The sequence below is a fragment of the Prosthecobacter sp. genome (assembly GCF_049294395.1).
In the GTDB taxonomy this organism is placed as follows: domain Bacteria; phylum Verrucomicrobiota; class Verrucomicrobiia; order Verrucomicrobiales; family Verrucomicrobiaceae; genus Prosthecobacter.
In genome coordinates this window covers 1-12,089 of record NZ_JBAQCR010000453.1, presented here as the reverse complement: position 1 = coordinate 12,089, position 12,089 = coordinate 1, and the positions used below count along the sequence as shown (strand labels likewise).

General features: G+C 60.0%; 13 protein-coding genes. 6 read left to right on the top strand and 7 right to left on the bottom strand.

Annotated features, from left to right (window positions below; translation table 11 throughout):
• Positions 1 to 8 precede the first annotated feature (8 nt).
• Together WAW39_RS30840 and gpmI are read right to left on the bottom strand one after the other, a co-directional pair.
• The gene (locus WAW39_RS30840) at positions 9 to 326 is read right to left on the bottom strand and encodes a low molecular weight protein tyrosine phosphatase family protein (RefSeq protein WP_422323726.1); all 318 of its coding nucleotides are present in this window, start codon (positions 324 to 326) and stop codon (positions 9 to 11) included.
• Positions 327 to 336: 10 nt separating this feature from the next.
• Positions 337 to 1,887, bottom strand: a complete 1,551-nt coding sequence (gene gpmI, locus WAW39_RS30835) for a 2,3-bisphosphoglycerate-independent phosphoglycerate mutase (RefSeq protein ID WP_422323724.1) — start codon at positions 1,885 to 1,887, stop codon at positions 337 to 339.
• Positions 1,888 to 2,100: 213 nt separating this feature from the next.
• Between gpmI and WAW39_RS30830 the strand changes: the two genes are divergently transcribed.
• Positions 2,101 to 3,522 (top strand): N-acetylmuramoyl-L-alanine amidase family protein, encoded by a 1,422-nt coding sequence (locus WAW39_RS30830; RefSeq protein WP_422323722.1) that lies wholly within the window; start codon positions 2,101 to 2,103, stop codon positions 3,520 to 3,522.
• A 47-nt stretch (positions 3,523 to 3,569) separates the two neighbouring features.
• On the opposite strand, the gene WAW39_RS30825 is transcribed toward WAW39_RS30830, so the two are convergent.
• Both WAW39_RS30825 and WAW39_RS30820 read right to left on the bottom strand, forming a co-directional pair.
• The gene (locus WAW39_RS30825; RefSeq protein ID WP_422323720.1) at positions 3,570 to 4,304 is read right to left on the bottom strand and encodes a hypothetical protein; all 735 of its coding nucleotides are present in this window, start codon (positions 4,302 to 4,304) and stop codon (positions 3,570 to 3,572) included.
• A gap of 23 nt (positions 4,305 to 4,327) precedes the next feature.
• Positions 4,328 to 4,882 carry a D-glycero-alpha-D-manno-heptose-1,7-bisphosphate 7-phosphatase gene (locus WAW39_RS30820; RefSeq protein ID WP_422323718.1) on the bottom strand — a complete coding sequence of 185 codons (555 nt, stop codon included), beginning with the start codon at positions 4,880 to 4,882 and terminating at the stop codon, positions 4,328 to 4,330.
• 355 nt (positions 4,883 to 5,237) lie between these two features.
• On the opposite strand from WAW39_RS30820, the gene WAW39_RS30815 reads away from it, so the two are divergent.
• A complete protein-coding gene (locus tag WAW39_RS30815) occupies positions 5,238 to 6,155 on the top strand; it encodes a hypothetical protein (protein ID WP_422323716.1) in 918 nt (305 codons plus the stop codon).
• A gap of 15 nt (positions 6,156 to 6,170) precedes the next feature.
• Here WAW39_RS30815 and ribD read toward each other — a convergent pair whose 3' ends face one another.
• Positions 6,171 to 7,235 (bottom strand): bifunctional diaminohydroxyphosphoribosylaminopyrimidine deaminase/5-amino-6-(5-phosphoribosylamino)uracil reductase RibD, encoded by a 1,065-nt coding sequence (ribD, locus tag WAW39_RS30810; protein ID WP_422323714.1) that lies wholly within the window; start codon positions 7,233 to 7,235, stop codon positions 6,171 to 6,173.
• Between the two features lie 134 nt (positions 7,236 to 7,369).
• Here ribD and WAW39_RS30805 point away from each other — a divergent pair, with 134 nt between their 5' ends.
• The 3 genes from WAW39_RS30805 to WAW39_RS30795 all read left to right on the top strand — a co-directional run bounded on the left by WAW39_RS30805 (position 7,370) and on the right by WAW39_RS30795 (position 10,122).
• Positions 7,370 to 8,365, top strand: a complete 996-nt coding sequence (locus WAW39_RS30805) for a type II secretion system F family protein (protein WP_422323712.1) — start codon at positions 7,370 to 7,372, stop codon at positions 8,363 to 8,365.
• 134 nt (positions 8,366 to 8,499) lie between these two features.
• Entirely contained in the window at positions 8,500 to 9,609 is a 1,110-nt protein-coding gene (recA, locus tag WAW39_RS30800) for a recombinase RecA (protein ID WP_422323710.1), read from the top strand.
• 105 nt (positions 9,610 to 9,714) lie between these two features.
• The gene (locus tag WAW39_RS30795; protein WP_422323708.1) at positions 9,715 to 10,122 is read left to right on the top strand and encodes a hypothetical protein; all 408 of its coding nucleotides are present in this window, start codon (positions 9,715 to 9,717) and stop codon (positions 10,120 to 10,122) included.
• A gap of 6 nt (positions 10,123 to 10,128) precedes the next feature.
• Here the strand turns inward: WAW39_RS30795 and WAW39_RS30790 are convergent, their stop codons facing one another.
• The gene (locus tag WAW39_RS30790) at positions 10,129 to 10,599 is read right to left on the bottom strand and encodes an RNA pyrophosphohydrolase (RefSeq protein WP_422323706.1); all 471 of its coding nucleotides are present in this window, start codon (positions 10,597 to 10,599) and stop codon (positions 10,129 to 10,131) included.
• Positions 10,596 to 11,069 carry a peptidoglycan endopeptidase gene (locus tag WAW39_RS30785; protein WP_422323704.1) on the bottom strand — a complete coding sequence of 158 codons (474 nt, stop codon included), beginning with the start codon at positions 11,067 to 11,069 and terminating at the stop codon, positions 10,596 to 10,598. The genes WAW39_RS30790 and WAW39_RS30785 overlap by 4 nt, the downstream gene beginning before the upstream one ends.
• A gap of 131 nt (positions 11,070 to 11,200) precedes the next feature.
• Here WAW39_RS30785 and WAW39_RS30780 point away from each other — a divergent pair.
• Positions 11,201 to 12,089 (top strand): ThuA domain-containing protein (locus WAW39_RS30780; RefSeq protein ID WP_422323702.1); only part of this gene is annotated, 889 nt, incomplete at its 3' end.

Here is a 12,089-nt window from a genome sequence, read left to right as displayed (position 1 = left end):
CGCAACCGTTACAGCAGCGGCTCCACCCGTTCCCGAATCAACGCCACCAGCTCCGGATTCATGAATGTGTAATCGTCCGGGATGTCGAGCACGTCGATGTGCAGCTCGCGCGCGAGTTCAGGAAACTGCTCCCGCAGCCGCTGCTTGTGCGCGTGCTCCATCACCATCACACGATCCGCCCACCGCAGCAGCTTTTCCGAGACACGGCAGCGTGCGGAAGCGCTGATGCCAGCGCTGCGCACTTCCACACGCGGATCGTTTTGATACACCTTCTCCGCCGTCGGGCTGCGCCATTGGTTGCGGGAGCAGAGGAAGAGAAGGCGCATGATGCAAACATCACTTCTTCACCAGCAAACTCTTCCCCGTCATCTCTGCCGAGGGCTTCACGCCGAGCATGTCGAGCAGGGTCGGGGCGATGTCGGCGAGCTTGCCGTTGGCGACGGTGTAGCTGTTCGCATCCGCGGCGACGTAGATGCCGTGAACGAGATTCGTCGTGTGCGCGGTGTTGGGTGATCCATCAGGATTGCGCATCGTCTCGCAGTTGCCGTGGTCGGCGGTGATGAAGAGCTTGCCGCCGAGTTCGAGCACTTTCTGCACGATGAGGCGCACGCCGAGATCGATGGTCTCACAGGCGTGGATGCCTGCTTCGACGACGCCCGTGTGGCCCACCATGTCGGGATTGGCGTAGTTCATGATGACGAGGTCGTAGCTCTCCAGACGGCGCATCACTTCAAAGGTGAGATCAGGCGCGCTCATCTGCGGCTTCTTGTCGTAGGTGGGCACTTCCTTCGGGCTGATGGCGAGGTAGCGGTCTTCACCGGGATTCGGCTCTTCGACACCGCTGTTGAAGAAGAAGGTCACGTGCGGGTACTTCTCCGTCTCAGCAGCACGCAGCTGGGTCAGACCGGCAGCAGCCACCACCTGGCCGAGGTTGTTGCTCAGGCTCTCAGGAGCAAAGATCACGCGGGCACCGAGGTCGGTGTAAGTGGCGTCGTATTCGGTGAGGGTGTAGTAGCCGGTCTTCGGGGTGACTTCGCGGTCGAAGCCGTTGAAGTCCGCTTTCAGGAAAGCCTCGCTGAGCTGGCGGGCGCGGTCGGCGCGGAAGTTGAACCACAGGATGACATCGCCATCGCGGATGCGCTGCTCATTGGCGTTGGAGAAAATCATGGGCTGCATGAACTCATCCCCACGCGGATCTTTCGGATAAGCGGCCTGCACGGCGGCGCTGGGCAGATCCGTGCGGACTTCGCCACGGCCCAGGACGATGGCGTCCCAGGCGAGCTTGTTGCGCTCCCAGCGCTTGTCACGGTCCATGGCGTAGTAGCGGCCAATGACCGTGGCGATTTTAGCTCCGCTCGGAGCCAGGTCTTTTTCGAGCTTGGCCATATAAGCAGCACCACCCGTCGGGGAGGTGTCGCGGCCATCGGTGATGGCATGGACCATGAGATCGCTCACGCCTGCAGCCTTGGCGGCATTGCACAGGGCGGCCAGATGGTCCTGATGCGAATGCACGCCGCCATCGCTGATCAGGCCGAGGAAGTGAAGACGCTTGCCCTTGGCTTTTTCAAAAGCTTCCACGAGCACCGGCATGGAGGCCAGTTCGCCATCGCGAATGCATTTGTTGATGCGGGTGAGGTCCTGATAGACCACACGGCCTGCGCCGAGATTCAGGTGCCCCACTTCGCTGTTGCCCATCTGGCCGTCAGGCAGGCCCACGTCCTCACCGCTGGCGCTGACGGTGCCCATCGGGTAGGTGGAGTAAAGGTGGTCGTGGAAGGGGGTGCGGGCCAGCAGGGTGGCATCGCCATTGGCTACGGCTTGAGCTTTGCCGCCGGGGTTGATGCCCCAGCCGTCACGGATAATCAGAACAACAGGTTTTTTGGTCATAGCTACTGGGTCAATGGGTCAAAGCGGCGGCTCCGTCAAGGGCGGGGTCGCGGCGGCGGGGGCCAGCCAAGGCTGAAAGCACCCTTTTGACCATCTTAAGCATTTCTTGGCAAATCCTAACCACCCCCGGCCCGGCTCGTCAGATCGTTTGCGCTCCGGCCCGTCTCAGGGTATAAAGGCCCGCCTTTCTCCGTTATTGCCGTCATTCCCGTCATGACTTCCGGATTGTATTCCCAACTCCCCAAGGCCCTCGTCGCCACCTTCGCTCTTGCACTTGCATCGGCCTCGTTCGACGTGGCCCACGCAGAAGATGCGAAGCCGGGCTTTTTCAAGAAGCTCTTCGGCGGCGGCAGCAAGACCGAAACTCCCCCTCCCGCGCCCGAGCCGGAGAAAAAACCGGCCGCCAAGCCGAAGCCAGAGCCGGAAAAAACGTCCACCAAGAAGCCCACGAGCAGCAAACCGCCACGGGTCATCATCACCACGACCGGCGGCAAGAAAGTGGAGATCGGCAAAAAAACCGCTCCTGCCAAGACCGTTGCGAAAACAGAGACTCCCAAGCCCAAGGAAGAGCCAATCAAGGACGTCACGAAATCATCCGCCTCGAAGGACAACGAAGCCCCGATGAAGGGCGAGTTCAAAGAAGATGATGACGACAAGACCGTCAGTACGGAGAAGTCCAAAGCCGTCGAAGTCCTTCCCGCCAACGGTGGCTGGGAGATCATCAAGATCGGCGGGCGCGACTACGTGACGGCGGAGAGCATCCGGAATTTCTACAACCCCGTCTATGGTTTCACCACCTTCCGGACGCAGGGGACGCACTTCTGGCTCGGCTCCTCCAAGCTCATCCTCAAGGCGCAGATCGGCTCGCAGGAGATGCTGATCAACAACATCAAGTTCATCCTCAGCTTTCCGGTGGTGGAGTACAATGGCAAGGTGCTCTTCTCACGTCTCGATCTGTGCAAGCTCATCGATCCCGTGCTTTACCCCAGCCACATCCAGAACGCCGAGTTCTTCGACACCGTCGTGGTCGATGCCGGCCATGGCGGTCATGACGCCGGAGCGCGCGGCATTTACGGCTACGAAAAAGACTTCGCGCTGAAGATGGCCATGTCCGTGCGCGCGGCCCTGATGCAGCGCGGCTTCAAGGTGATCCTGACACGCGCCAACGACACTTTCATCACCCTTGGCGGGCGCGTGGCCATCGCCAACCAGACGCCGAAGAGCATCTTCCTCAGCTTCCACTTCAACTCCGGCGGCGCTGCCGCCACGGGCATCGAAACCTGGGCGCTCACACCGCAGAGCGCCGCCGCCACGATCAGCCGCGGAGGCGGTTACAACGTCAACGGCGTCACCGGCAACAAGCAGGACTCCGCCAACATCGCCCTCGCCACCGCCGTGCATGCCAGCGTCATCAGCCGCTTCAAGTTCGTCGATCGCGGCATCAAGCGTGCCCAATGGAGCGTGCTCACCGGCTGCAAGCGCCCCGGCATCTTGTTTGAAGGCGGCTTCGTCACCAACGGTGCCGAATGCCAGCTCGTCGCCTCCGAAACGTATCGCCAGCAGGTTTCAGCTGCCATCGGCGACGCCGTGCTGAACTACCGCAAGGCGCTCGAGTCAGCCATGGTCAAGCGCTGAGCCGGAAAGAGCCAGCTTGGCACCTGCAAATACTGGTTCCAACAGCATCAAGGACGCAGCCACTTATGCTGCGCGCAAAACCTTGCAGCAAAACGCTTGCTGTCGGCCAGGCAGCTGGCAACCCAATCGCTCATCTCCCTGTCCACAAATTCCGTTGCCTCAAGCGCTTGTTTCACGACAGCATCTGGAAGCGCTAGAAACTCCTGGCAGATCTGGAACGCCAAATGTTTGCCCGCAGCCGTTTCCCACCATTCAGAGGTGTCAAAGCGCTCTGGCCCCTGCGCAAACATCAACTCATTGTCGATCATCACAAATTCATGCGAAGGCGTGAAAAACTTTTCTGGCGGCTCACTTCCCCCAAAGAGATAGACAGCTAATTCTGCCTTGGGCCAGTCAATCAGACGGGCTATTTTTGTTTTCAGGACCTCTTCAACATGCTTGTTCCGGGGGAACCCCTCCGCCAGCGGACACTCAATACCGCAGGGAGAATATTGATGCTCTTCAAGGAAGAAGTGAGCGGCATGAAACCGCCCGCATTCAGGCTTTAACAGCGCCATGCTCTCTTCATCCAGCGCGATGAAGATGGAACTCTGGCATGACCAGTTCATCGCCTGCGCAAGACGTGCAAAGACGATTTCTCTATAAGCCCGCTCGGCACCGCGCAGCTTGGTCATCCATTTGCGACCAACGGGATCCTGACCAATCCAAAAGTCTTTGATCCCCACTGAATAGGGTTTCCAGTGCCACCCATGAGTATCTACCACTTTGGGCAGCTCTTGCATCAGTGGAAATGGGCAGGCTAAATTCATCGGTAAACAGGAAGCTTTTCCCGCAGCAGCGCGGTCAGCTCCGAGGTCTCCGCCAGTGTGAAATCCGCCTTCACCTTGGGCTCATGATGGCTCAAAATGCGCACCGTGCGCGGCACGCCTGCATTGATGGCCATTTGGATGTCGCGATCATGATCTCCGACAAGCCAGCTGCGGCTCAGATCAATTCCGTGTTCGTCACGCGCACGGAAGATCATCTCCGCGCTTGGCTTGCGGCACGCGCAGGTGCCTGCCAGATGCGTGCAGGCATAGATGCCATCAAGCGCAGCATCATGCCGGGCCAGTTCGCTTTGCATGTGTGAATGAAGTTCGTCGAGAGTCTCCTGCGTCATCAGTCCTTTGCCCACACCTTGCTGGCTCGTCACGAGAATCGTCGCATAACCACGTTCATGGCACAGCGCCAGAGCCTCGATGATGCCCGGTGCAAAGTGAAAATCCTCCCAGCGCAGCACGTAGCCGTCCCCCGGGGAGACATTGACGACACCATCGCGGTCAAAGAAAACAGCGGGACGAAGGGGCTGAGCGGCAGGCATGCGCCGCACGCATAGCCGCGCTGTCATGGCAATGAAACTGATCTTTGTGGCAGTCCCTCGCTCCTGCGTCCCCCCAAAAAAAACTGAACAGCCCGGCGGCGCACTTGGCCCACTTGTGGACGTGGGGTGTTGGCTAAGCGCTGATCGACGGGCAAGAGAGTGCCCATCGTACTTATTGCTCGATCCTCTATAATCCATGAAGCGCAATGCGATCGGAATGTTTCCAGAGGGTTCGGCTGCAGCTACCAGCCGCCTCTGACAAAACGCTTGCCAGAGCTCCGCCCATTGGGCTAAAAAAAAGACTGAAAATCTATTTTTATCCATGTGCGAACGCCTTCAGTCTCATCTTAGGAAAATGGCGCTCACATTTTTGTTTGGGGGATTTCTTATCTGCCCTGTCCTTGCGCAAAATGAGGTCTGCTCCGCAGCACGCTTTAAGGCCACCGGAATGGAAGTCTGCATGGAGCATCAGATCGGCATCTGGGAAGATCCCGGGTTTGTTTTCACCAAACTCAAAAACTTCTCCAGCAAACCCATCACCATCAAGGTGTCCACTGTTGATGGAAATTACGAGGGGCCGGGAATTACACTCCAGTTTCCAGACGGCCACCGGCAAACACACGGCAGCGACTATCTGGATCTTAAAAAACGCCCTGCGGAGTTTCCCAACTATCTGAGCCTCACGAAAGAACTCGCACCCAAACAGTCCTTTTCGTCGGACAGGATCAGTCTGCGCCATTGTTTTGGCACCCTCGCTGCCGGGCTGTACAAACTGCGCGTGGAGATTCCGGGAGAACGTTATCATCTGGACGGGGAGGCCGGCGGGAAGCTCGACTCAGGCTGGCTTGAGTTTGAGATCGTTCCCATGTCACCACAAATGCAAGAGGTCCTGCAGAAGGCTCAGTTGCAGAACGTTGAGACCAAGCTCATCCCCGAAAAAACCTCCGCCACCGCCAAAGCCTGGATCGTGGAAATCCAATGCGAGCTGAAGAACAACTTTCTAAAGCCCTTTGAAATCTTTGGCGAAAAAAACAATGTTCACAATGGAGTCGAGCGGCTGGATGGCAGCCTCGAGTGGCGTCCCCACAACAGCTGGTGCAGCTACTGCGGAAATGGCGCCGGCTTCCATAAAGTTGACTCGGGCGCAAGTTTCTCGCCAGTCGTTCATATCCCCGGGGACAGCGGCATCTACCGGGCGGTGCTGACCACAGCCCCCGATGGCCTCAAAATCTATTCGCCGCCGATTCAGATCGTCAGCAAGCGAGAGCCGTAAATCCCAACTACTCCCCTATTCTTTCACCTCTCCCGGCCACACCGGGAAACCGTGGAAGCAGACGTTGTCCCCCATGGGACGGACGGTGACGTCTTTCAGTTCGATGGAGGCGGGCAAAGCGGGACCAGCCAGCGAGGGTCGGCCCCCGCCGCAAAGACGCGGAGCGATGTACCAGTAGACCTCATCGACCAGCTGATCGCGGAAGGCATTGCCAAGAATGATGCCACCGCCCTCGATGAGGACAGAAAGCACGCCGTGTTTCCCCAGAATAGCCAGCGCTTCAGGCAGATCCTTGCCATGCATGATGACCGTGCGATCCTTGAACTCATCGGTGAAAATCTGGGAGTGCTGAGGAATGTCGCCGCTGCGGGTGAGCACGACGCGCCAGGGCTGCAGCTTGCCGCTGCCAGCGCTGCCATCTCGCAGCGTGAGCTGGGGGTTGTCTTTGCGGATGGTTTCAGCACCGACAAGGATGGCGTCCACGCGCATGCGCAGTCTGCGGCCGTGGGCGCGGGCGGCGTCGTTGGTGATCAGTGAGCTCTCCCCCGCTGGACGAGTGATGCGGCCATCCAGGCTCTGCCCGGCCTTGGCAATGACGTAAGGGATGCCCGTGGTGATCCATTTGGCAAAGGGGCGGATGATCGCCCGGCACTCTTCTTCGAGCACTCCCGCAGTGACCTCGATGCCCGCGAGCATGAAGATGCTGCGGGATTGCTCGCGGTGGCTGGGATTGGGATCATGCGCACCGAAGACCACGCGCTTGATGCCTGCGGCTTTGATCGCCTCGGTGCAGGGCGGCGTTTTGCCCTGCGTGCAGCAGGGTTCGAGTGTGACGTAAATCGTGGCGCCGCGCAGCAGCTTGGGGTTTAATTTTTGCGCATCGCGGATGGCCTCCACCTCGGCATGCGGCTCGCCCGCCTTGTGGTGGTAGCCGCGCCCGATGACTCTTTCCTGGGCGACAATGACAGCGCCCACGGGCGGATTGGGGCTGGTGAGACCGACGCCAAGCTGGGCCTGGTCGAGGGCGAGGTGCATCCAATGTTGGTCGGGCGTTTCTTTATGAGCGATGGGCGGCGGCATGAAGGGTCCGCATGATAGGCGATGAAACGAACCTGAGAAGCAATAAGAGTGTCACACAATGGGAACCGTCCCCGGGTCTTGAAGCTTTTTGTACTCGCTGTCACGGACCCAGTGGCGTTAGTTTCATACCGCCGATGAAACTCTCCGAAAAAGCCCTGCTGTATCGCGAACTGGCCAAGCTGGTGGGGGCAAACTTTCATCTGGACCGCTCTCTCGAACTGCTGCTCAAGCAGCAGCCTTCCCATGCGCGCCGCACCTGGCTGCAGGGCCTGCAGTTCGGCCTGAAAGAGGGCAAGAGTGTCGCTGCCTCCATCACCGAGCATTGCGGTGCATTTTCAGACGCCCTGGAGTTTGCCCTGATCGACGCCGGAGAGCGCAGCGGACGTCTTGGGGATGCCTTCAGCCATCTGTCCCGCTACTTCGAAGCCTGGAACATGGCGGTGAAGCAGGCCATCGGGGCGATGATTTATCCGCTGATCCTCGCGCATCTGGGCATCGTGCTGCCAGAGCTGCCGACCATGGTCACATCAACGATGGAGGACAAACCCTACTCGCTGGGGGGCGTCTTCATGCCGCTGGCCATCCTCTGGCTGATCCTGCTGTCCCTCTTCCTGATCTGGCGCTGGCTCTCGCGGCTGGGCGCGGAATCGGCGGCGGTGGATCGCGGGCTCGGGTACATCCCGCTGATCGGCAGTGCGCGCCGGCACTGGGCGCTGGCACGCTTTTCCCAGGTGTTTCACGCCTGCCTGCTGGCCTCCATGCGGATGACGGAGTCCATGCAGCTCGCGGGCAGCGCCTCGCACAGCGGCCTGCTGCGCCATGCGGCGAAGGATGCCGCCCAGCGCATCGCCGCGGGAGAAACGATCGCCGGAGCCATGGCGGATGTGCATGGCTTTCCCATCACATTCGTTCACGGCATCGCCACGGCGGAAGAAGCCGGGACTCTGGATCACGAGATGAACCGCTGGGCCGCGGCTGAGACCATCGAAGCCGGAGACGCCGTGCAGCGTGCGGCGCAGTGGCTGCCAAAGATCGCCTATGCATTCGTCGTCATGTATGTGGCCTACCGCATCATCAGCATGATGAGCGGCTTTTACGGCGGCATGCAGCAGCAGCTCGACAACCTGTGAGGCGGATCACCGCTTTTGGCACCTTTGGGCGGCAATATTCGCTGCTTAAGGACGAAAAGTGATTTACGGCCCGCTTTAAATGCGCTTTCTGTTCGCCCGAACAGCTTTTTATTCCACACTGACCACCCACGATTATGGCCAGAGCACCCAAAGAAATTTCCGAAACGTCCGCAGCCAAACCCGACAAGCTCGCTGAAGCACGCGGCCGCAATCTCGACCTGGCCATCCAGCAGATTCAAAAAGACTACGGTGAAGGCGCCATCCTCCGCATGGGCGGCGAAGGTGTGAAGTCAGACATCACCGTCATCCCCACCGGCAACCTGCTCATCGATCAGGCGCTCGGCACCGGCGGCTTCCCCCGTGGTCGCGTGGTGGAAATCTACGGCCCGGAATCCTCCGGTAAAACCACCCTCACCCTCACGGTCATCGCCCAGGCGCAGAAGACCGGCGGTCTGGCAGCCTTCATTGACGTGGAGCATGCACTCGATCCCGCCTACGCCCGCCGCCTTGGCGTCAAGATGGATGAGCTGCTCGTCTCCCAGCCCAGCTCCGGTGAAGAAGCCCTGCGCATCTGCGAAACCCTCGTCCGCTCCAACGCACTCGACGTCATCGTCATCGACTCCGTGGCCGCGCTCGTCACTCGTCAGGAACTCGAAGGCGAGATCGGCGACTCCACCGTCGGCGCCCAAGCCCGCCTCATGAGCGCCGCCCTGCGCAAGCTGACCGCCATCATCGCCAAGGCGCGCACCTGCTGCATCTTCACCAACCAGATCCGTGAAAAGATCGGCGTCATGTTCGGCAACCCCGAAACGACCCCTGGCGGCAAGGCCCTCAAATTCTACGCCAGCGTGCGCGTGGACATCCGCCGCATCGGCGCCATCAAGACCACCGACGGCACCGTCACCGGCAACCGCACCAAGGTCAAAGTGGTGAAGAACAAGCTGGCCCCTCCCTACACCGAGGCCGAATTCGACATCATGTACAACGAGGGCATCTCCAATGTCGGCTCGCTGCTCGATCTCGCGATGGATTATGAAATCCTGCAAAAGCGCGGCTCATGGATCAGCTACAAAGGCACCCAACTCGCCCAGGGCCGCGATGCCGCCAAGGAAGTCCTGCGCAACGACGCCACCGTCTATGCCGAGATCGAAGCTGCCGTGAAGGCCAAGCAGGCGGAAAAAGCCGCTGGCTCAGAAAAAGGATCTTCCAAAAGCTCCGCTCCAGCCGCCGCCGAAGAAGAGTAATCAGGATCAGGCGTGGGGCGTGCAAGACCGCCCCGCGCTCCCTCCCTTCGTCGTTTGACTTTTCCCGCCCCGTGCGCCTCTTTTCGCGGTCATTCCGCGAATCGTATGGCTAAACACGGCCAGCAACAGCAGGAAACCTCCGCGAACCCGAATCCATCGGTCGGCGGAGGCGGGCAGACTGTTGTCGAGCTCAGCGAAATCACTTCCTGTGGCCTCGTGTTCTGGTCACGCCAGCGCTTTGATCTGGGTGCCGAAGTTCAGGTGCGCATCCAGCGCTCAGCCCTGACGCCCGCGATGCTCGCCATGACCGCAACAGACTCGAAGTGGGTCATGCTCAAATGCCTCGTGGTCGCCAGCACTCCGCAGCGGCGCACGGACGGCTCCTACGGCTTCAAAGTCTCCCTGCTGGTGGTGCAGGCAGCGGACGACAACACCCCCGCCCCCATGCACCGGTCCATGATGCCATGGTTCGTACCGCCCCTGAGCGGTCTGCGACGCTTCGGGTTGAATTGAAGCCCCTCAGGCCAGCTCGATGCCAAAGAAGTCCAGCATCACCTGACGATAGACGCGGCGTTTAAACTTGGGCACCCAGTCCATTTGAAAATCCGACGGCTTGATCCACTTGAACCCCGCGAACTCGCGATGCGTGGCATCCAGATTGAAATCGGTGTCTGCGCCGTTGAAGCGGCACAAAAAATAGGCCTGCTCCTGGCCGCCGTAGATGCCGTACTTCAGCCGACCCTTTGAAAACGCATAGCGGTAGCCATCCCGCCGCTGAACGATCTGCAGCAGTTCACGCTTCACGCCGATCTCCTCCTCCAGTTCACGAAACAGCGCCGTCTCCGCATCCTCCCCCTCATCAATGCCGCCCTGGGGAAACTGCCAGGCGCCTTTGATGTTAATGCGCTCCGCCACAAAGATGTCGCCGTTCTCCCGCTGCAAAATTGCGGCGACGTTCGGACGGTAAACGATGGCTTCGGCGGGAATCATAAGCCGGATGGATGGCGCATGGTGTAGCCTTTTGTGGGCCGTGAGCGGCTGCTCCAGCGCGGGCCGTCGCTGTCCGCATCACTGTAGCCTGTGTCCAGCCGCAGTCCGGCCACTTCCAGAAAGACGTGCCCTTTGCGCGCATAAACGGTGATCCACCTGCCGTGGCCGCTGCTGCCATAACTGCGGAAGGCCCCGGACACCGTGGGGGCATTCAGCTTGCCTGCGGCGTGCAGCACATACGAAGTTGTGCCGGAGCAGTCATACGCGCTGTCTTCAAAGTGCCTGTGCCCGCCACCACGGCGGTAGGGCTTGGTGCAGATGTGATTGCCGGCAGAGATCGCCCGCAGCACGGCCGCAGGCGCGTTGGCCGGTGGCACGGCCCTGCCGCCGATGATGACGGCCGTCTTGCCCGGGGCATACTTGTATTCCCAGCGCGATCCCGCGCTGGAGCCGCACTGGCAGAGAAGCACACAAAGTGGCAGAGGTAGCAAAAGTAAAAGAAAGCGCATCAGTCGTGCCATCGTATTCGGCCCGGTGGAAATGACAAGGCGTGCAACACTGCCTTGCCTTGTTTTCAAAAACCCGCCAGAATCCGCCCCTCATGATCAAAAAACTCGCCGCTCCCTTGATGCTGGCCGCCGCCGCCTGCGTCGTGGCCTTTTCCGCGCCCGCCGCCAAGCACAAGATTCTCTTCTTTTCCAAGTCCAGCGGCTTTGAGCACAGCGTCATCTCCTGGAAGAACGGCCAGCCCAGCTATGCCGAAAAGGTGCTGCAGGAACTCGGTGCCAAGAACGGCTGGGAGTTCGAATTCTCCAAGGACGGTTCCAAATTCAGCAAGGACTATCTGGCGCAGTTTGACGCGGTCTTCTTCTACACCACGGGCGATCTTTGCAGCGAAGGCACCGACAAACAGCCGCCCATGACCAAAGAAGGCAAGCAGGCCCTCTTCGACTACGTCAAAAGCGGCAAGGGCTTCATCGGCACGCATTCCGCCAGCGACACCTTCCACACCGACAACGAATCACAGAAAGGCCCTGAGCGTTACCTGAACCACGGCGAGAAAGCGGACGCGTACGTTCACTTCCTCGGCGCCGAGTTCATCAAGCACGGCAAGCAGCAGGATGCCAAGAACACCGTCACCGACGCCAAGTTCCCGGGCTTCGAAAAAGTCGGCGCTACCTACGGCTTCATGGAGGAGTGGTACTCGCTCAAGGACTTCAATTCTGACATCCACGTGCTCAGCGTCATCGACGCCCCAGCGATGGAAGGCAAAGAATACGAGCGCCCCGCCTACCCCAGCACCTGGGCACGCAAGGAAGGTGCCGGCCGAGTCTGGTACACCGCCATGGGGCACCGAGAAGACGTCTGGACCAATCCCACCTTCCAGGAAATCCTCATCGGCGGCGTCAAATGGGCGCTGGGCGATGTCCTGGCCGACGTCCCACCGAATCTCAAAGAAACCGCCCCTGGCGCGATGACCAATCCTCCCT

Excerpts from the sequence above, each read along its gene's own strand:
- WAW39_RS30830 (WP_422323722.1), top strand. The coding sequence starts at position 2,101 with ATGACTTCCGGATTGTATTCCCAACTCCCCAAGGCCCTCGTCGCCACC.
- WAW39_RS30795 (WP_422323708.1), top strand. The coding sequence starts at position 9,715 with ATGGCTAAACACGGCCAGCAACAGCAGGAAACCTCCGCGAACCCGAAT.
- WAW39_RS30840 (WP_422323726.1), bottom strand. The coding sequence starts at position 326 with ATGCGCCTTCTCTTCCTCTGCTCCCGCAACCAATGGCGCAGCCCGACG.
- WAW39_RS30815 (WP_422323716.1), top strand. The coding sequence starts at position 5,238 with ATGGCGCTCACATTTTTGTTTGGGGGATTTCTTATCTGCCCTGTCCTT.
- gpmI (WP_422323724.1), bottom strand. The coding sequence starts at position 1,887 with ATGACCAAAAAACCTGTTGTTCTGATTATCCGTGACGGCTGGGGCATC.
- ribD (WP_422323714.1), bottom strand. The coding sequence starts at position 7,235 with ATGCCGCCGCCCATCGCTCATAAAGAAACGCCCGACCAACATTGGATG.
- WAW39_RS30825 (WP_422323720.1), bottom strand. The coding sequence starts at position 4,304 with ATGCAAGAGCTGCCCAAAGTGGTAGATACTCATGGGTGGCACTGGAAA.
- WAW39_RS30805 (WP_422323712.1), top strand. The coding sequence starts at position 7,370 with ATGAAACTCTCCGAAAAAGCCCTGCTGTATCGCGAACTGGCCAAGCTG.
- WAW39_RS30820 (WP_422323718.1), bottom strand. The coding sequence starts at position 4,882 with ATGCCTGCCGCTCAGCCCCTTCGTCCCGCTGTTTTCTTTGACCGCGAT.
- WAW39_RS30790 (WP_422323706.1), bottom strand. The coding sequence starts at position 10,599 with ATGATTCCCGCCGAAGCCATCGTTTACCGTCCGAACGTCGCCGCAATT.
- recA (WP_422323710.1), top strand. The coding sequence starts at position 8,500 with ATGGCCAGAGCACCCAAAGAAATTTCCGAAACGTCCGCAGCCAAACCC.